The sequence below is a fragment of the Blautia sp. AF26-2 genome (assembly GCF_003460955.1).
Lineage (GTDB): Bacteria > Bacillota > Clostridia > Lachnospirales > Lachnospiraceae > Fusicatenibacter > Fusicatenibacter saccharivorans.
Window position 1 is genome coordinate 122,219 of record NZ_QTWD01000007.1, and the last position, 17,652, is coordinate 139,870.

At 50.6% G+C, this 17,652-nt stretch carries 17 protein-coding genes; 14 read left to right on the forward strand and 3 right to left on the reverse strand.

What is annotated here, in order from left to right:
- The first annotated feature begins 17 nt into the window (after positions 1-17).
- Together modB and DWY63_RS10630 are read left to right on the forward strand one after the other, a co-directional pair.
- Positions 18-722, forward strand: a complete 705-nt coding sequence (gene modB / locus DWY63_RS10625) for a molybdate ABC transporter permease subunit (RefSeq protein WP_055227953.1) — start codon at positions 18-20, stop codon at positions 720-722.
- Between the two features lie 12 nt (positions 723-734).
- Positions 735-1,778, forward strand: a complete 1,044-nt coding sequence (locus DWY63_RS10630) for a sulfate/molybdate ABC transporter ATP-binding protein (protein WP_117509359.1) — start codon at positions 735-737, stop codon at positions 1,776-1,778.
- A 91-nt stretch (positions 1,779-1,869) separates the two neighbouring features.
- Here the strand turns inward: DWY63_RS10630 and DWY63_RS10635 are convergent, their stop codons facing one another.
- Together DWY63_RS10635 and DWY63_RS10640 are read right to left on the reverse strand one after the other, a co-directional pair.
- Positions 1,870-3,243 (reverse strand): sodium-dependent transporter, encoded by a 1,374-nt coding sequence (locus tag DWY63_RS10635; protein ID WP_117760655.1) that lies wholly within the window; start codon positions 3,241-3,243, stop codon positions 1,870-1,872.
- 124 nt (positions 3,244-3,367) lie between these two features.
- Positions 3,368-4,444 (reverse strand): NAD(P)H-dependent flavin oxidoreductase, encoded by a 1,077-nt coding sequence (locus DWY63_RS10640; protein ID WP_117802066.1) that lies wholly within the window; start codon positions 4,442-4,444, stop codon positions 3,368-3,370.
- Positions 4,445-4,888: 444 nt separating this feature from the next.
- Here DWY63_RS10640 and DWY63_RS10645 point away from each other — a divergent pair, with 444 nt between their 5' ends.
- The 12 genes from DWY63_RS10645 (at position 4,889) to atpC (ending at position 16,150) form a co-directional block, all read left to right on the forward strand.
- Positions 4,889-5,470, forward strand: a complete 582-nt coding sequence (locus DWY63_RS10645) for a nitroreductase family protein (protein ID WP_226906299.1) — start codon at positions 4,889-4,891, stop codon at positions 5,468-5,470.
- A 412-nt stretch (positions 5,471-5,882) separates the two neighbouring features.
- A complete protein-coding gene (locus DWY63_RS10655) occupies positions 5,883-8,480 on the forward strand; it encodes an alpha-L-rhamnosidase (protein ID WP_117802110.1) in 2,598 nt (865 codons plus the stop codon).
- 248 nt (positions 8,481-8,728) lie between these two features.
- On the forward strand, positions 8,729-9,013 hold the full coding sequence (locus DWY63_RS10660; RefSeq protein WP_055227958.1) for an AtpZ/AtpI family protein: 285 nt from the start codon (positions 8,729-8,731) through the stop codon (positions 9,011-9,013).
- Positions 9,014-9,117: 104 nt separating this feature from the next.
- Positions 9,118-9,540, forward strand: coding sequence for a hypothetical protein (locus DWY63_RS10665; protein WP_055227959.1), 423 nt, complete (start codon positions 9,118-9,120; stop codon positions 9,538-9,540).
- A 166-nt stretch (positions 9,541-9,706) separates the two neighbouring features.
- On the forward strand, positions 9,707-10,468 hold the full coding sequence (locus DWY63_RS10670) for a F0F1 ATP synthase subunit A (RefSeq protein ID WP_022462450.1): 762 nt from the start codon (positions 9,707-9,709) through the stop codon (positions 10,466-10,468).
- 50 nt (positions 10,469-10,518) lie between these two features.
- Positions 10,519-10,797 carry an ATP synthase F0 subunit C gene (atpE, locus tag DWY63_RS10675; protein WP_022462449.1) on the forward strand — a complete coding sequence of 93 codons (279 nt, stop codon included), beginning with the start codon at positions 10,519-10,521 and terminating at the stop codon, positions 10,795-10,797.
- Positions 10,798-10,834: 37 nt separating this feature from the next.
- Complete coding sequence (gene atpF, locus DWY63_RS10680) at positions 10,835-11,338, forward strand: F0F1 ATP synthase subunit B (RefSeq protein WP_022462448.1); 504 nt, start codon at positions 10,835-10,837, stop codon at positions 11,336-11,338.
- Entirely contained in the window at positions 11,335-11,874 is a 540-nt protein-coding gene (gene atpH, locus DWY63_RS10685; RefSeq protein ID WP_117802067.1) for an ATP synthase F1 subunit delta, read from the forward strand. The genes atpF and atpH overlap by 4 nt, the downstream gene beginning before the upstream one ends.
- A 9-nt stretch (positions 11,875-11,883) precedes the next feature.
- Positions 11,884-13,413, forward strand: a complete 1,530-nt coding sequence (atpA, locus tag DWY63_RS10690) for a F0F1 ATP synthase subunit alpha (RefSeq protein ID WP_055220549.1) — start codon at positions 11,884-11,886, stop codon at positions 13,411-13,413.
- Positions 13,414-13,431: 18 nt separating this feature from the next.
- The gene (gene atpG, locus DWY63_RS10695; RefSeq protein ID WP_055220552.1) at positions 13,432-14,298 is read left to right on the forward strand and encodes an ATP synthase F1 subunit gamma; all 867 of its coding nucleotides are present in this window, start codon (positions 13,432-13,434) and stop codon (positions 14,296-14,298) included.
- 35 nt (positions 14,299-14,333) lie between these two features.
- The gene (gene atpD / locus DWY63_RS10700; RefSeq protein WP_117802068.1) at positions 14,334-15,734 is read left to right on the forward strand and encodes a F0F1 ATP synthase subunit beta; all 1,401 of its coding nucleotides are present in this window, start codon (positions 14,334-14,336) and stop codon (positions 15,732-15,734) included.
- Positions 15,735-15,748: 14 nt separating this feature from the next.
- Positions 15,749-16,150, forward strand: a complete 402-nt coding sequence (gene atpC / locus DWY63_RS10705; protein ID WP_022462237.1) for an ATP synthase F1 subunit epsilon — start codon at positions 15,749-15,751, stop codon at positions 16,148-16,150.
- A gap of 74 nt (positions 16,151-16,224) precedes the next feature.
- On the opposite strand, the gene DWY63_RS10710 is transcribed toward atpC, so the two are convergent.
- On the reverse strand, positions 16,225-17,622 hold the full coding sequence (locus DWY63_RS10710; protein WP_117802069.1) for a Na+/H+ antiporter NhaC family protein: 1,398 nt from the start codon (positions 17,620-17,622) through the stop codon (positions 16,225-16,227).
- Between the last annotated feature and the right edge of the window lie 30 nt (positions 17,623-17,652).

Sequence of the window (17,652 nt, forward strand, 5' to 3'; positions counted from 1 at the left end):
GATAGAAAGGAAATGTTATGCAGGAAATACTGGATTTTTTACAGTCACTGGACTGGAGCCCGCTTGTCATTTCGATCAAGACCGGTATTGTGGCGACGATTCTGTCCTTTTTCTTTGGCATTTTTGCCGCACGTGCGGTGATGAAGCTGCGTCCCGGTGCGCGTGCCGTGATTGACGGCTTTCTGACCCTTCCGATGATTCTGCCGCCGACCGTTGCAGGCTTTTTCCTGCTTCTGATTTTCAGCCTCCGCCGTCCGTTTGGTGCTGCACTATATGAGAATTTCGGTATCAAGGCAGTGCAGACATGGCTTGGCTGTATTCTGGCGGCAACGATCATCGCATTTCCGCTGATGTACCGCAATACGAGAGCGGCATTTGAGCAGGTGGATACGAACCTGATCTATGCGGCGCGGACGCTTGGTATGTCGGAGTGGAAGATTTTCTGGAAAGTGGTCATCCCATCGGCAGGTCCCGGCGTGCTCTCCGGTACGGTGCTGGCATTTGCAAGGGCGCTCGGTGAGTACGGCGCGACGTCGATGCTGGCCGGAAATATTCCGGGAAAGACGGGTACCGTTTCCCAGAAAATCGCAATGGTGATTCAGGACGGGGATTATAAAACGGCGGGTTTTTGGTCTGTTGTCGTACTGCTCGTCGGATTCCTTACGATGACAGCGATGAATCTTCTCGGCAACCGGAGAAAGAAAAATCAGAAACAGTGGTAGAGAGGATAAATCATGGCGCTTGAAGTAGATATTACGAAAAGACTGGACGGCTTTTTTATGCATATGCAGTTCCGGGCGGAGCAGGAGATTTTTGCGATTCTCGGCGCGTCGGGCTGTGGAAAAAGCATGACCTTAAAGTGTATCGCCGGAATCGAAAAGCCGGATGAGGGGCGGATTGTCCTTGACGGCAAGGTGCTGTTTGATTCGGAGAAAAAAATCAATCTGCCGCCGCAGAAGCGGAAAGTCGGCTATATGTTCCAGGATTACGCCCTGTTTCCGCATATGAATGTTGTGCAGAATATTGAGGCAGGCATGGGAAAACGGCCGGACCGGAGCCGGACGGAATCGTTGATCCGCCAGTTTCAGCTGGAAGGGCTGGAGAAAAAGATCCCGGGACAGCTTTCCGGCGGACAGAAACAGCGCGTCGCGATGGCACGGATGCTCGCAGCAGAGCCGGAGCTGATTCTGCTCGACGAGCCGTTTTCAGCGCTCGATACCTATCTGAAATGGCAGTTGGAGCAGGAGATGTACAAACATCTGAAGGAGGCCGGAAAACCGGTCATCTTCGTATCACACAACCGCGATGAGGTGTACCGCCTCTGCGATACGGTCAGCTGTATGAACCGGGGAAAGATGGAAGTCATGGAACCGCTGAAGGAATTTTTCCAGAATCCGAAGACGCGCACAGCGGCAATTTTGTCGGGCTGCAAGAACATTTCGGCGGCCGAGCGGGTGGATGCGCACACGCTGCGGGCCGTGGACTGGGGCGTAACGCTGCACGTAAAGGAGCGGGAAATTGCAGACGATATCCGCGCAGTCGGCATCCGGGCACATTTTCTGGCCACAGTAGAAAGGCCGGGTGAGGAAAATGTATTTCCGGTCAACGAATCCGAAATCTGGGAAGATCCGTTTGAATGGAACATTTCGTTCCGGAAGAATGCCGAATGCAGCTGGCTGCAGTGGAAGATCGCAAAAACAGACTGGAGTCCGGAAATGGGGATTCCAAAGGAGCTGTATCTGAAGGAGGAAGATATTCTGCTGCTGACGGATTCCTGATGCTGGTGTGACAGATTTGGATAAAAAAAGATTGTTTTCGAAATCGTGATCGTGTTTCGAAAACAATCTTTTTTCATCGTTTACAGATTCATTACATGGTGATCCAGCCGAATGCATTTGCCACGGAGCTGAACAGAATGATCAGCGCAAACACCGGGCAGAGATACTGGATCATGACAAGAAAGATTTTCTTTCTGCGGAAGCGGCTCTCGCCATGGATGATTTCTTCCTCGATTTTTGCCACACCGATGACTCTCGAAACGAGAAGACAGGTGGCAATGGCAGCAATTGGCATCATTACGGAGTTTGTCAGGAAGTCGAAGAAATCCAGGAACTGCATGCCAAGAATGGTGACGGAGGAAAGCGGTCCGTAGCCAAGGCAGGAGAGCGTTCCGAGCGCAATCATGATAACGCCGATCAGAACGGTCGATTTTTTACGGCCCCAGCCGAGCTCATCCTCAAAGGTGGAAACGGCGCTTTCTGTCAGTGCAATGGAGCTGGTCAGTGCGGCAAACAGCACCAGAAGGAAAAACAGAATACCGATCACAGTGCCAAAGCCCATATTGGCGAATACCTTCGGGATGGTGATAAACATCAGGGAAGGTCCTGCCTGCAGGGTATCCGGATTTCCGCCGGAGAAGGCAAAGACGGCAGGAATGATCATCAGGCCTGCCATGATCGCAATGGCAGTGTCAAAGATTTCGACGTTGCGTGTGGAATCCTCGATCGAGGTGTCTTTTTTCATGTAGGAGCCAAAGGTGATCAGAATACCCATCGCAATCGAGAGGGAGTAGAACATCTGTCCCATGGCGGCAACAACGGACATCCATGAAAAGTTTTTGAGGTTCGGAACAAGGAAATACTTCACGCCTGCCAGTGCGCCCGGTCTTGTTACGGAATAAACGGCAATGATAACGGAAAGGACGATCAGAATCGGCATCATCACCTTGGAAACGCGTTCAATGCCGTTTCGCACACCGGCGTAGATGATGGCGACCGTAATAAGGCAGAAAACGGCAAAACAGAGCTCTGTGGAAACTCCGTTTGAGATGAAGCCGGAAAAATAGCCGTCCTCTGCGAGCAGGGTACTGTTGCCCTTCACGTATTCGATCAGATATTTGATGACCCATCCTCCGATGACAGAGTAGTATGGAACGATCAGAATCGGGATAATGGCGTTGATCCAGCCCCCGGCGGAAAGCCATTTCGATTTGCCGAACGACTGGAAAGCGCCGACCGGGCTTTTTCGTGTCATGCGTCCGATGGCGGACTCGGCAACGATCATGGAGTAGCCGAAGGTGAGCGCCAGCAGGATATAAATGAGGAGGAAAATTCCTCCGCCGTATTTTGCTGCGAGGTAGGGAAAACGCCAGATATTTCCAAGTCCGACGGAAGCGCCTGCTGCAGCCAGCACGTAACCGATTTTGCCGGAAAACGAGCTGCGGGATTTGTTGTGTTTGTTCATAGAGTTCCTTCCTTTTGTGTGTTACAAAAATTTTGGGTTTATGGTCAGTTCTTGAAGATTTTTTATGCTGACACCATAAAGAAGATTGTAACATTATTGGGAAGGAAAGTCACTACTAAATTTTTTATTTTTTGCTGTCCGGCAGGGATTCCCCGGCCAGTTCCGCCATCAGCTCCGGCACGGTGGTCATGTGATCGAGACGCCATGCATTTTCTCCGCAGAAAAGGAGAGCGTTGTCGGTATCGCCATCGGCAGCGCGGGTCAGGGCAGTGGTAATACAGTAGGGAATGGAGGCTTTGTCGCATTTTTTGAGGCACTGGTAGCAGTGTGAGATTTTTTCCCGTTCCTGTTCGCGTTCCGTCAGAAACGGATTGCGGATTGCGCGGCCCGGCATGCCGACCGGACTGTGCATGATCGTGATATCTTCTTTTTTTGCATTCAGGTATGCCTGTTTGTAGCGGGGATCGGCATCGCATTCTTCCGTGACAACGAAACGGGTAGCCATCTGGACGCCTGCGCAGCCAAGCGACAGATAGTGAAGGATATCCTCATGGGTGTAGACGCCTCCGGCAAAGACGACGGGGATGGTACAGGCATATTTTTCTTCGTAGACATGTACAATCTGCAGAATTTCCCGGATTTCGTCATCGTAGCCGCGCCGTGCTGTTTCTTCCACGGTTTCGGCGGAGTAGCCGAGATGGCCTCCGGCTGCAGGACCTTCGATGACAACGAGATCAGGAACGCGGTGATAGTGATTGTCCCAAAGCTTCAGAAGAACCTTGGCGGTCCGGGGCGGGGAAACGATAGGCGCGAGCTTGATGGAGCTTCCCGCTGTGTATTTTGGCAGATCAGTCGGGAGACCGGCCCCGGAGATGATGAGATCGGCTCCGTTTTCGATGCAGCAGCGGACGTATTCCTCGTAGTGGGTCAGGGCGCACATGATATTGACGCCGATGATGCCGCCGTTTGAAATTTCTTTGGCGCGGCGGAGGTGGAAGGCGAGTGCGCGGAGATTGGCACTTAAGGGATCACGCGCGAATTCCGGATCGCGCCAGCCGGGCTGGGCAGCGGAGATGACGCCGATTCCGCCGGCTTTGGCAACGGCACCGGCGAGGGATGAGAGGCTGATGCCGACGCCCATTCCGCCTTGGATGATGGGGTATTTGGCGGTGAGATTTCCTATTTTTAAATTTGGTAACATATGAATTCTCCTTTTTGATAAATGGACGATCCCGTGCCCGCCGCCGCGCCGGGGATGTTCCTCCAGGATGGCGCGGTTTCGGAGGCCAGGAAACTCTAAGGCTTTGGGATTTTGCTAAGGGCGCTTGAAAAAACGGCGAACTCGCTGCACTCAGACAGTGCCGTTTTTTCAAGCAACGCAAAATTCCATAGCCTAAGAGTTTGCAGGCCTCCTGCAAATGCGCCATCCTGGAGGAACATCCCCGACACGGCGGCGGGCACGGGATCTGGTATTGGTAAAAATGTAATGTAAAAAACCTTACTATGTGGTTTTGAAAACTAGATATATAATACTTTGAATATCAAAGTATGTCAAGAGGGAAAATGAGAAAAAGGTGATTGATAGGGGGTGGGAGGTGTGGTAGAGTGGGAGATAGAAAGAAAAGTTAAGACAGGAGGATGAAGAATGATGTTAAAGGATCTGGTATTAAAAAACAGGAGTTATCGTGGTTTTGATGAGTCGGTGAGGATTTCGCGGGAGACGTTGGAAGGGTTTGTGGATTGCGCGCGGCTTTGTCCTTCGAGTGTGAATAAGCAGCCGTTGAAGTATTTTCTGGCGTGGGAGCCGGACGAAGTGGAGAAGGTGCAGGGTCTGACGAAGTGGGCGCGGGCGCTGCCGGATATGGTACTGCCGCATCCGGGAAAACGGCCGACGGGTTTTGTTGTGATCTGCCAGGATAAGAGGATTGATGAGAATCTGAACCGGTATCAGAAGGATGTCGGGATTGTGGCGCAGACGATGCTGCTTGCGGCTGTGGAGCAGGGGCTTGGCGGCTGCATGATCGGGAATTTTCAGGCGGGCGAGGTGATGGAAGTGCTTGGACTGCCAGAGGAGATCCGGCCGCTTTTGATTGTGGCGTTTGGAAAACCGGCGGAGGAGATTCATCTGGTAGATGTGCCGGAGGATGGGAATACGAATTATTACCGGGATGAAAATGATGTGCACTATGTGCCGAAGAGAACGCTGGCGGATGAATTGCTGAACTGAAGATAGAAACTGAAGATAGAGCCGGAAAATTCCGGAAAAATGTCGGATGAACCGTCCTAAAAAGTTAGATCTAAAAAATCTGATTTCTTGGGGCGGTTCAAAGAATCCGGCATTTTTTTACTTTGCAGGAAACTTCGTTGAATTTTCCTGTAAAGTCAAAAGCCCTCCGGGCAGGATCGCACTGCGGCGGAGGGGAAAGGAAAGCACAGGCTCTTATTAGTTTCGGTGTAGCCCGAAAAAGGGAAAATGTCCCATACTTTCTGGCAATCCGGGGAGATGTCTGGTGGGCAGGAAATGGTGCAAATAAAGATGTTTTTTCCTGCAAAACAGAACCTTTTTTCTCGAAAGGGATCATGATAAAATGAGAAAAAATGGGGGAATTTTCAAAAATAAGATGGAGGAGGATATTGAAATGAAAATTTATCACGCACAGGTGAATCATCTGGAAAATCCAATGGGGTTCCGGATGGAGAGAACGGTCTTTTCCTGGAAAGTGAAAGACGCGGAAGGAAAAAAACAGAGCTATGCGAGAATCCGTGTAGCATCGGATGCAGCGATGGAGCATCTGCTGTTTGATTCCGGAGAGGATGATAAGGCGAGCAGTCTTTTCTATCCGGTGAAGCTGGATCTGGAGCCGAGAACGCGGTATTACTGGAACGTGGAAGCGGGCAGTGATGCCGGGGAGACGGCGGTGAGTGAAGTACAGTTTTTTGAGACCGGAAAACGGAATGAAGCATGGACAGGAAAATGGATTTCCTGTGACAGTAAGGAGAACCGTCATCCATATTTTGAAAAAGAAATTGTTCCGGCAAAAGAGGTAGCGAAGGCCAGGCTGTATGTCTGCGGACTTGGACTGTATGAGGTGTATGTGGATGAGAAGCGTGTCGGGGATGAGTACCTGACGCCGTACAGCAATGATTACAATGAATGGGTACAGTATCAGACGTATGATGTGACAGAGGAGGTTTCAAAACAGGGAATGCTCCGTGTGCTGCTTGGAAACGGCTGGTACAAGGCGCGGTTTGGATTCAGTGCGTTTGAGGACAAGGGATTTTACGGCAATGAGTGGAAGCTGATTGCGGAGCTGCATCTGACGTATGCGGACGGTTCGGAAGAGGTGATTGGCACGGATGAATCGTGGCAGGTGCGGCGCAGTAAAATTGCATTCTCGAATCTTTACGACGGTGAGCACCGGGATGACACGCTGTCGGAACTGCCATTGGAGAAGGCGGTTTTTTGTGAGGCACCAAAAGGAGAACTGACGGAACGCATGAGCCTTCCGGTGACGATTCATGAGACGTTTGAACCTAAAGAACTGCTTCATACTCCGGCCGGCGAGCTGGTCTTCGATATGGGGCAGGAGTTTACGGGAATTTTCAAGCTGCATGTCAACGTGCCGGCAGGAACCAAAATTCATGTTCAGACAGGTGAGATTTTGCAGCGCGGCAATTTCTACAATGACAATCTGCGGAGTGCAAAATCCGAATACATCTATATTTCCGATGGAACCGAAATGGATCTTGTGCCGCATTTTACGTTCTACGGCTACCGTTACGTGAAGATCGAAGGCATTCCGGATCTGAAAAAAGAGGATTTCACGGGTCTTTCTTATTACAGCAACATCACAGCGACAGGCTGGATGAAAACAGGAAGTGATTTGGTCAATCAGCTCATCAGCAATGTGCGCTGGGGCTTAAAGTGCAATTTTGTGGATGTTCCGACCGACTGCCCGCAGCGTGATGAGCGCATGGGATGGACGGGTGATGCGCAGGTGTTCTCGCCGACGGCGATGTATCTCGAAGATACGTATGCATTCTATGCAAAATACCTGTACGACATGGCAAAAGAGCAGAGCGTGTTCGGCGGAAAGGTGCCGCATGTGGTGCCATCGTGCGGCATCGAGGATGCAGCGTGTGTCTGGGGCGATGCGGCGTGTATCATTCCGTGGAATCTATATCTGTTTTATGGGGACAAGAGCATTCTGGAAGATCAGTTTGTGAGCATGAAATCGTGGGTGGACTACATCACGAAAGTGGATGGGGACAACCATGGCTGGAGATATGTATTCCACTTTGGCGACTGGCTGGCGCTTGACAATCCGGTGCAGGGCGCTGAGCAGGTCATGGGTGCAACGGACGAGGAGTTTATTGCAAACCTGTATTATGCGATCAGCGCAGGAATCGTGGCAAAAGCGGCCGGTGTGCTGGGATACCGCGAGGAGCAGGAGAAGTATCAGAAGCTGTCCGAGGAGCAGTTTGCTGTGGTACAGGAAGAATATTACAGCGCAACAGGCCGTTGCTGCATCAAAACACAGACGGCGCTGCTGCTGACGCTGAAATACCATCTGTCGAAGAATGAAGAGCTGACAAAACGGCAGCTTCTGAAGCTGTTTGAGCAGAGTAACCACAAACTGAAGACGGGATTTGTCGGAACACCATTGCTGAACAATGTGCTCACCGACAACGGCATGAATGATCTTGCCTACGAACTGTTGCTGAACGAGGAATTTCCGGGTTGGCTTTATGAGGTTAAGCTTGGTGCAACTACCGTCTGGGAACGCTGGAATTCTCTTCTTGCGGACGGTACGATTTCCGGCATCAGCATGAACAGTATGAACCATTATGCTTACGGCTCCATCCAGGAATGGATGTTCCGTCACGTTGCCGGTATTAACACGATGGAGTCCCATCCGGGTGTCAGAACCGTACAGTTTGCACCGACGCTGAACTGGGATTTGAGGTATGCAGAGGCAAAATATGATTCTGCATCGGGAATGTACAGCATTCGCTGGGAGCTTTCCGATAAAGAGCACGTGACCATCACCATGGATGTTCCGTTCGACTGCACCGCAGAGGCCGTACTTCCAATGGTTGCCAAAAGTGAAAAAGAAGCGGTTGCAGAAGTGCTCGGATCAGAAGAAAACGGCAGATACCTGCTGGAGCCGGGACACTATGAGGTAAGCTATCAGCTTTCCGGTTGGAAAGAAAAAACGGCAGTATGTGTGGAATAAAACCGCAGTTTTTTTCAAAAAATAAGAAGCGAGGTGAACGCTGCAATTTTGCAATGGGACAAAATGAGAAAATTGTTCCAATTATTATGAAAAGAATGTAAATAAAAACAAATAATTTGGAAAATATACAAATTCATTTGTCTTATGAAAACGTTTATGGTACAATCTGACTAAGCGGTTACAAAAATGGAAGACAGAACGCAGACCCGAAAGTCTGACAAAAAAGAGACGGCAGAAAGGGACAGGATATGAAGAAGTGGACGGGGATGATTACCAATCTCACAATGTTGACACAATTCGGACTGTCCCTTGTGACGCCTCTTTTTCTTTGTCTGGCACTTTGCTGGTGGCTTTGCGACCGCTTTTCGGTTGGAACATGGATTTATCTGCTCGGCTTTTTCTTTGGGATCGGAGGCGGTGCCGTGACAGCCTGGAAATTCGGGCAGAGCGTTCTGCGGCATCAGAAACGTATCGAGACGGAGCCGGACGGAAAAAAGAAGAAAAAGCGGGTGTCTTTCAACCGACATATTTAGAACGTGTCTGAAAAAGTTTTCACAGTTGACGAAGATCAAGTGGCAGAGAAAAGATTTCAGACTGATTTTAAGGGGAAAATCCCTTAGAAAGGAAACAAGGCGATATGAGCAATTTCGGAGACAAGGTCCAGCCGGCCGTAAAAAAGGAGACGAAAAATGTTGCCATCTATACTGTTGTCGGCGTGGTTGTGATGTGGGTCGGGTTTCTGATCCTGCACCTGATCTGGCCGGAAAAAATCCCATTTGACTATCGGGTGATCCTCGGGGGAATCGGAGGCGGTGCCGTTGCGGTGCTGAACTTTTTCCTGATGGGCATGGCAGTACAAAAAGCAGTGTCCGAGACAGACGAGGCGGGAGCAAAACGGCGGATGCAGGCAAGCTATTCGCAGAGAAACCTGATGCAGATGCTCTGGGCAATTCTGGCGATTGTGCTTCCATGCTTTCAGTTTGCCGCAGGAATCCTGCCGCTTTTAATTCCGGGAACGGCCATCAAGCTGAAGGGCATAAAAAACAGCATAAAGCGCTGAACCTGATCTTTGGCGAAAGCCGCAAAGACGGGACGGCGTTTTGAAACCGAAACAGCGAAGCAGCGATTCGGTTATGAGCAAGCAGCGAAGCGGATTGTGAAGATCCGCTTTGACAAAAGGTTCAAATTTTTTATTTTATCTCATACAGAGGAGGTGAGAAAAGAGAATGGAGGTTGATATCTCCGGTGCAAAAGTCTTTTTTACGATCCCGATCGATTTTCCGCTGTTCGGGAAAATTCAGATCAGCGAAACGCTGGTGGTAAGCTGGATTGTAATGGCACTCATTACCGGACTTTGCATCTGGCTCACAAGAGATTTGAAGATACGGAACATCTCCAAACGCCAGGCGGTGGCAGAAATGATTGTGGAGACCGCAAATAAATTCGTCATCGGCAACATGGGAGAAAAATTCCGCTATCTGATTCCTTTTGTGTCGGCGCTTTTCGCGACCAGCGTTGTCTCAAACCTGATCAGCCTGATCGGACTTCGAAGTCCGACAGCGGATCTTTCCACCGAGGCGGCCTGGGCTGTTGTGGTCTTTATTATGATCACAACACAGAAGATCAAAACGAATGGTTTTGGCGGATATCTGAAAGGCTTTACGACTCCGATTGCGGTTATGACACCGTTTAACGTTTTGTCGGAGCTCGCAACGCCGATCAGTATGGCGTGCCGTCACTTTGGAAACATCCTTTCCGGCGTTGTGATCAATGCCCTGATCTACGGATCGCTGGCACTGGCAAGCGGAAAGCTGCTGGGACTGCTTCCCGGCGTGCTCGGAAGAACCCTTTCACAGATCCCGATTCTGGACGTCGGTGTCCCGGCTGTTCTGTCGGTCTATTTTGACTGGTTCTCCGGCGTGATGCAGGCCTTTATTTTCTGTATGCTGACTGTCATGTACATTGCGAATGCAGCAGAAGAAGGCTAAAGAGATTAAAAAATGAGGTTTACAAAAAGAAAATACAGGAGGAAAACAAGATGGATTTTCAGATTTTAGCAAAAGGTATCGCTCTCGCAGGATGCGCAATCGGCGCAGGATGCTCCCTGATCGCAGGTATCGGACCTGGTATCGGTGAAGGTAACGCCGTAGCAAAGGCACTTGAGGCAATCGGACGTCAGCCGGAATGCAAAGGTGATGTAACAAGTACGATGCTTCTTGGCTGTGCGATCGCAGAGACCACAGGTATTTACGGTTTCGTAACCGGCCTGCTTTTGATCTTCGTAGCACCGGGAATGTTCATGAACTTCCTGAAATAGTTGCAAGGAGTAAATGATTGCTAGGAGGAAAGAAACTATGCAGGTTCAGGAACTGGTAGGAATTGTCCCCTGGACTTTTATCGCACAGATCTGCAACCTCTTCATCCAGATGTATCTGATCAAACGGTTCCTTTTCAAACCGATCAATGAGATGCTGGAAAAACGGCGTGCGGCAGCCGATGCGGAGATCACAGACGCAGAGGCGGCAAAAAAAGAAGCCAACGCCATCAAAGAGGAATATGAGCAGAATATGCAGGAGGCCAAGGCAAAGGCCAACGAGATTCTCGAAAGCGCCAGAAAGACAGCGACGCTGCAGAGCGAGAAAATCGTAAAAGAGGCTTCCGAACAGGCAGCTGCCCTGAAAAACAAGGCAGAAAAAGAGATTGCCCAGGAGAAAAAGAAAGCGGTCAATGAAGTCAAAGGCGAGATCGGCGGCATTGCCATGGATATTGCCGGAAAGGTCATTGAACGTGAGATTAATGAAAAAGACCATGAGAAGCTGATAGATGAATTTATATCGAATGTAGGTGAAGCATCATGACAGAAACTGCCAGAGTATACGGTGGGAGCCTGTATGAGCTGGCCGCAGAGGAGCATCTCGAAGAGGAAATCCTTTCCGAGATGAAGGAGATCCGAGCTCTGTTCCGGGAAAACTCGGAGTATCCGCGCCTTTTATCGGAGCCTTCGATTCCGCGAAAAGAGCGGATCGGGCTGATCGACGCGGCATTTGGCAGCCAGGCGGAACCGTATTTGGTCAATTTTATCAAACTGCTGTGTGAAAAAAATCTTCTCCGTGAATTCGGCGGATGCCAGGAAGCATTCCAGCGCAGATACTACGCAGCCCACAATATTGCTGAGGCAGTTGTGACGAGCGCAGCATCCCTGTCGAAGGAACAGGAAGAGCTTCTGAAGAAAAAACTGGAAACAATGAGCGGAAAAACGGTCGTGATGGAACTGAAAACCGATCCGTCCGTTCTGGCGGGTGTCCGCGTGGAGCTCGACGGAAAGCTGTTTGACGGAACCGTAAAGGGACGTTTGGCCGAGCTTTCCAGAAGAATCAGCGATACAGTGGTGTAGGAGGAAAACATGCAACTGAAACCAGAAGAAATATCCAAGGTCATCCGCAGCCAGATCAAATATTATGAAAATGCGATCCGGCAGGATGAGACAGGCACCGTTCTGATGGTCGGAGACGGAATCGCAAGAGCCAGCGGTCTTTCGAACTGCATGGCAGGCGAGCTGCTGGAATTTGAGGATGGAAGCTATGGAATGGCACAGAACCTCGAGGAAAACAGCGTATCTGTCGTTTTATTCGGTTCCGGCGAGAACATCAGCGAGGGACAGCTTGTAAAAAGAACGGGAAAAGTTGTTTCGGTTCCGGTCGGAGAAGGCATGATCGGACGCGTTGTCAACGCGCTCGGCCAGCCAATCGACGGCGCAGGCCCGATTACGGCAGCAGAGTACCGTCCGATTGAAAGCCCGGCACCGGGCATCTGTGAGAGAAAAGGTGTTAATCAGCCGCTGCAGACCGGTATTAAAGCGATCGATTCCATGGTTCCGATCGGAAGAGGTCAGCGAGAGCTGATCATCGGAGACCGTCAGACCGGAAAGACAACGATTGCAACCGATACCATTCTGAACCAGAAAGGCAAGGATGTGATCTGTATTTACGTTGCCATCGGACAGAAACGTTCGACAGTAGCGTCCTTAGTAGAAAATCTTGAGAAGAACGGCGCAATGGCGTACACCATCGTCGTGGCAGCGACGGCATCCGAAGCGAGCCCGCTGCAGTATATCGTACCGTATTCCGGCTGTGCCATGGGCGAGTACTTTATGTATCAGGGAAAAGATGTGCTGATCATTTATGATGACTTAAGTAAGCACGCGGTTGCATACCGTGCACTTTCCCTGCTGATCCGCCGTCCGCCGGGACGTGAGGCTTATCCGGGAGATGTTTTCTATCTCCATTCCAGACTTCTGGAGCGTGCCGCAAAGCTGGACGATGAACACGGCGGCGGATCCATGACGGCCCTGCCGATCATTGAGACCCAGGCAGGCGATATTTCCGCCTATATTCCGACGAACGTCATCTCCATCACAGACGGACAGATTTTCCTTGAGACAGAGCTGTTCCACTCGGGCGTTATGCCGGCGGTAAACCCTGGCGTATCCGTATCCCGTGTCGGTGGAAATGCGCAGATTAAGGCGATGAAGAAGGTAGCCGGAACTCTGAAACTGATCTATTCCCAGTACCGCGAGCTGGCAAGTTTTGCACAGTTCGGATCCGATCTGGATGCCGATACAAAGGCGCGTCTGGAGCAGGGTGTGCGTATCGTGGAAGTATTAAAACAGAACCAGAATGCACCGGTTCCGGTAGAAAAACAGGTGGCCATTCTTTATGCGGTAACGAAAGGAATTCTGTCAAAGGTTGCAGCTGAGGATGTCCGCGCCTATGAGGACGGACTGTATACCTGGCTTGATACCGACGCAGAGGGTGCTGCCGTGATGCAGGAGATTTCCGCAACCGGAAAACTCGAGGCAGATACCGAAGAGAAGCTGAAAAGTGCGCTCGAATCGTACACCGAAAACTTTATCAATACAAGACCTGCAAAATAAGGAAAGAAGGAGGAGCCTATGGCTGCAAACATGAAAGCCGTAAAGCTGCGGATCAAAAGTGTCGAAAGCACGATGCAGATTACCAAGGCGATGGAACTTGTAGCGTCCTCCAAGCTGCGAAAAGCGAAGGAGCGGGCTGATACCTGCCGTCCGTATTTTCAGGAGCTGTACCGCACTTTGCAGGATATTGCAAAAGGAAACACGGAATTTTATTCCATTTATGCAAAAGAGGCAAAAAACGAGAAATGCTGCTACGTGCTGGTTGCCGGAGACCGCGGCCTTGCGGGCGGATACAACGCGAATCTGTTCCGATGCTTTGAGGCAGATGCCAAAGGAAAAGAGATCTGTGTGGTTCCGGTCGGCAAAAAGGCAGTGGAGTATGCGAAATCCCGGAAGCTGGACATTCTGACGGACAGCTTTGCCGAGATCGCAAATCTTTCCGTGGCAGACAGCTTTGAGATCGCGCGCGCACTGTGCCGTGAGTTCCGGAAAGGGACCTTCGGACATGTGGAGCTTTGCTATACGAAATTCGTGTCGATGCTGTCGCAGATGCCGGTTTCCGTGCCGATCCTGCCTCTGATTGACATTGCAAAAGAGGACGGAGAGGATCCGGAAGCGAAAAAAATCCGGAATCTGATCCTGTATGAGCCAAACGGTGTCGAGGTATTCGAAGCGATTGTGCCGGAATACTTAGGCGGCCTGATCTACGGCGGTATCTGTGAGAGTGTGGCAAGTGAGCTTGCGGCACGCCGTACCGCAATGGAGGCGGCAACGGGAAATGCAGAGGAGATGATTGAACAGCTCAATCTGTATTACAACCGTGCCCGTCAGGCAAGCATTACGCAGGAGATCACGGAGATCGTCGGCGGTGCGGAAGGCGTGTAAGAGTGGAAACAAGAAAAGTGAGGAGAAGTCGTTAAATGAGTGAAAAACACATTGGCGAGGTTGTGCAGGTAACGGGTCCTGTTCTGGACATCCGTTTTCCGGAAGGAGAGCTGCCGGCACTTCTGAATGCCATCGAGATAGACAACCACGGCGAGAAGCTGGTTGTGGAAGTGGCGCAGCAGACAGGCGACAACATGGTTCGCTGCATTGCCATGAAGTCCACAGACGGACTTGTCCGCGGAACGAAAGCAGTCGACACGGGCGGCCCGATCGCCGTTCCGGTCGGAGAGGAGTGCTTAGGCCGCGTGTTCAACCTGCTCGGTGAGACCGTAGACAATAAGCCGGCACCGGAAACAGTAGAAAAATGGCCGATCCACCGCGATCCGCCGTCCTATGAGGAACAGGTTCCGGCAACGGAAATCCTCGAAACCGGAATCAAGGTCGTTGACCTGATCTGCCCGTATGCCAAGGGCGGAAAAATCGGTCTGTTCGGCGGTGCCGGCGTTGGAAAAACAGTCCTTATCATGGAGCTGATCCACAACGTGGCAACGGCGCACGGCGGACTTTCCGTTTTCACCGGTGTCGGAGAGCGTACCCGTGAAGGAAATGACCTTTACAACGAGATGAAAGAGAGCGGTGTTATCGATAAAACAGCACTGGTCTATGGACAGATGAACGAGCCGCCGGGAGCGCGTATGCGTGTCGGACTTTCCGGCCTTACCATGGCAGAATACTTCCGTGATGTGAAAAATCAGGATGTGTTGCTGTTCATCGATAATATTTTCCGATTTACGCAGGCAGGTTCCGAGGTTTCTGCTCTGCTTGGCCGTATGCCGTCCGCAGTAGGATACCAGCCGACGCTGGCAACCGAGATGGGCGCACTGCAGGAGCGTATTACTTCCACAAGAAAGGGTTCCATCACATCGGTACAGGCTGTTTACGTGCCGGCCGATGACCTGACCGACCCGGCTCCGGCAACAACGTTTACCCATCTGGATGCCACGACGGTACTTTCCCGTGAAATCTCCAGCCAGGGTATTTACCCGGCTGTTGATCCGCTCGATTCTACCAGCCGTATCCTGACACCGGAAATCGTAGGCCATGAGCACTATGAGGTAGCACGTGCCGTACAGCAGGTGCTGCAGAGATACAAAGAGCTGCAGGATATCATCGCCATCATGGGTATGGATGAACTGTCCGAGGAGGATAAGCTGACGGTCAGCCGTGCCCGTAAGGTACAGCGTTTCCTGTCCCAGAGCTTCTCGGTAGCGGAGCAGTTTACCGGTATGGAAGGAAAATACGTGCCGTTAAAAGAAACCCTGCGCGGATTCCGCATGATCCTCGATGGCGAGTGCGACGATCTTCCGGAGAGCTGCTTCCTGTTTGCAGGTACCATCGACGAGGTATTTGAAAAAGCAAAAGCACTGAATCAGTAAAGGAGGAATGACGTATGAGTACATTTCCTTTACGTGTCGGCACGCCGGACGGACTTCTCTATGAGGGTGACGTAGCGCGAGTTGTCTGCAGAACTATCAGCGGCGACCTGGCAATTCTGCCGGGCCACTGCAATTACTGCACTGCGCTCGGCATGGGCGAGGCGCATATTGTGCTGGAGGACGGAACGAGAAGAAATGCCGCCTGCATCGGCGGAATGCTTTCCATGATGAACGGGGTCTGCCGTGTCCTGGCAACAACCTGGGAGTGGGAAGAGGATATTGATGCAGAGCGCGCCGAGGCTGCCAAACACAGGGCCGAGCAGGCGCTGGCAAACGGCGGTCTGACAGACAAAGAATACCGTATTGCCGAAGCCAAGCTGCAGCGTGCGCTGGTGCGGTTGAGTGTAAAAGAATAAAAAAACAAAAAAAGCCTTCGATGAATCTGGAAAAATCCGATCGTCGAAGACTTTTTTTATTTTAAGGGGGCTTTTTAAAGAGCAAAAATTCCGCAGATTAAAAATCCCGCTACGGAGAGAGCAGCACTGATCAGGACGTAAGGGAACTGCGATACGGCATGTGACATATTGTCAATCTCGCAGGTCGCGGAGGAAAGAACCGTTGCGTCGGAATAGAAGCATGCATGGCTTCCGAAAACACCGCCGGATACGACAGCACCAAGGGCCAGGAGTACATTTGCATCAAGGGCGATGGCAAGCGGAACAACGATGGAAACGGCTATGGCCTCAATTCCCCAGAAAGAGCTGGTGACAAAGGTCAGAACTGCAATGACAACAAAAATAATAGCTGCCAGTGTTTTGGCATTCATGTACGGAACACACAGGTTGATGACGTATTCCGAGAGTCCCATTTCGCCGCAGGCAGTCTTGATCATAAAGGATGCAAGAAGAATGGCGAGAACCGGAAGAATATCTGCAAAGCCGGCAAAGAACAGTTCCACGTACCGCGTAAAGGTCATTTTTTTCCGCGGAAGATAAAGAATCATACAGGAAGCAAGAGCAAGAATAATCGCCTGCATCATATCCTGTGTGGCTACTGTCACACCGATCAGAATTCCGATGGGGATCAGAAAATCCAGTATATTTCCGGCATTGGTATTTTCGGGCGGGTAATCAACGCTCATTCCGGCCATGGCAATGTCAACGGAAGGGGCATTGTGCATTTTGGGATGCTCCGGTGTCTGCTCTTTCTTTTCCAGATCGGTATAGGCATCTTTCATTTTTCCGAGCTTTGGCATCAGTTTGCAGGCAAACAGAATGACAACCAGAAGTGCAGCCATGGGATAAAACATATAAGGAAGCACTTTTAAGTAAACACTCATACCGGTGGAAAAGCCCATATTGAGAATGCCCGGTTCCTGAATAAAAACACCGGAATAAAAAACTACCCAGGTGGAAAAGGGAATCAGTGCGCAGACAGGTGCACCGGTTGAGTCAATGATATAGGCAAGGGCCTGGCGTGGGACTTTTCGTTTATCACAGACATCCTTCATACAGGTTCCAACGGTCATGATGTTGAGATAATCATCGACAAAAATAATGATTCCGAGAAATACCGACATCATCATGGTGATCCGTTCATTTTTACAGAAGCGGCTTAACAGGTTGGAAAAACCAAGTGTTCCTTTTGCCTCGCGGAGCAGGAAGATGAAGCCTCCGAACAGTCCGCAGAGAAGAAGAATATACTGGTTATCTGCGTTGCTGATCTCCGAAAGCAGCAGATCACACCAGGGCCCGATAAAAGCCGCTTTGTACATGATGAGATAGGCAATCAGGGTTCCGAAAATCAGAGCTTCGAAAGATTTTTTTGTTTTTAATGCAAAAATCAGCATCGCTGCAGGCGGCAGCAGACATAAAACTCCATATTGCATAGCGGTTCTCCTTTGTAGTTAGAATATGTG

Bases quoted from the DNA above. Each gene is read 5' to 3' on its own strand.
- atpD (WP_117802068.1), top strand. From the start codon at position 14,334: ATGAGTGAAAAACACATTGGCGAGGTTGTGCAGGTAACGGGTCCTGTT.
- DWY63_RS10640 (WP_117802066.1), bottom strand. From the start codon at position 4,444: ATGTTACCAAATTTAAAAATAGGAAATCTCACCGCCAAATACCCCATC.
- atpG (WP_055220552.1), top strand. From the start codon at position 13,432: ATGGCTGCAAACATGAAAGCCGTAAAGCTGCGGATCAAAAGTGTCGAA.
- DWY63_RS10655 (WP_117802110.1), top strand. From the start codon at position 5,883: ATGAAAATTTATCACGCACAGGTGAATCATCTGGAAAATCCAATGGGG.
- atpC (WP_022462237.1), top strand. From the start codon at position 15,749: ATGAGTACATTTCCTTTACGTGTCGGCACGCCGGACGGACTTCTCTAT.
- DWY63_RS10710 (WP_117802069.1), bottom strand. From the start codon at position 17,622: ATGCAATATGGAGTTTTATGTCTGCTGCCGCCTGCAGCGATGCTGATT.
- DWY63_RS10670 (WP_022462450.1), top strand. From the start codon at position 9,707: ATGGAGGTTGATATCTCCGGTGCAAAAGTCTTTTTTACGATCCCGATC.
- modB (WP_055227953.1), top strand. From the start codon at position 18: ATGCAGGAAATACTGGATTTTTTACAGTCACTGGACTGGAGCCCGCTT.
- atpF (WP_022462448.1), top strand. From the start codon at position 10,835: ATGCAGGTTCAGGAACTGGTAGGAATTGTCCCCTGGACTTTTATCGCA.
- atpH (WP_117802067.1), top strand. From the start codon at position 11,335: ATGACAGAAACTGCCAGAGTATACGGTGGGAGCCTGTATGAGCTGGCC.
- DWY63_RS10660 (WP_055227958.1), top strand. From the start codon at position 8,729: ATGAAGAAGTGGACGGGGATGATTACCAATCTCACAATGTTGACACAA.
- DWY63_RS10665 (WP_055227959.1), top strand. From the start codon at position 9,118: ATGAGCAATTTCGGAGACAAGGTCCAGCCGGCCGTAAAAAAGGAGACG.
- DWY63_RS10645 (WP_226906299.1), top strand. From the start codon at position 4,889: ATGATGTTAAAGGATCTGGTATTAAAAAACAGGAGTTATCGTGGTTTT.
- DWY63_RS10630 (WP_117509359.1), top strand. From the start codon at position 735: ATGGCGCTTGAAGTAGATATTACGAAAAGACTGGACGGCTTTTTTATG.
- atpE (WP_022462449.1), top strand. From the start codon at position 10,519: ATGGATTTTCAGATTTTAGCAAAAGGTATCGCTCTCGCAGGATGCGCA.
- DWY63_RS10635 (WP_117760655.1), bottom strand. From the start codon at position 3,243: ATGAACAAACACAACAAATCCCGCAGCTCGTTTTCCGGCAAAATCGGT.
- atpA (WP_055220549.1), top strand. From the start codon at position 11,884: ATGCAACTGAAACCAGAAGAAATATCCAAGGTCATCCGCAGCCAGATC.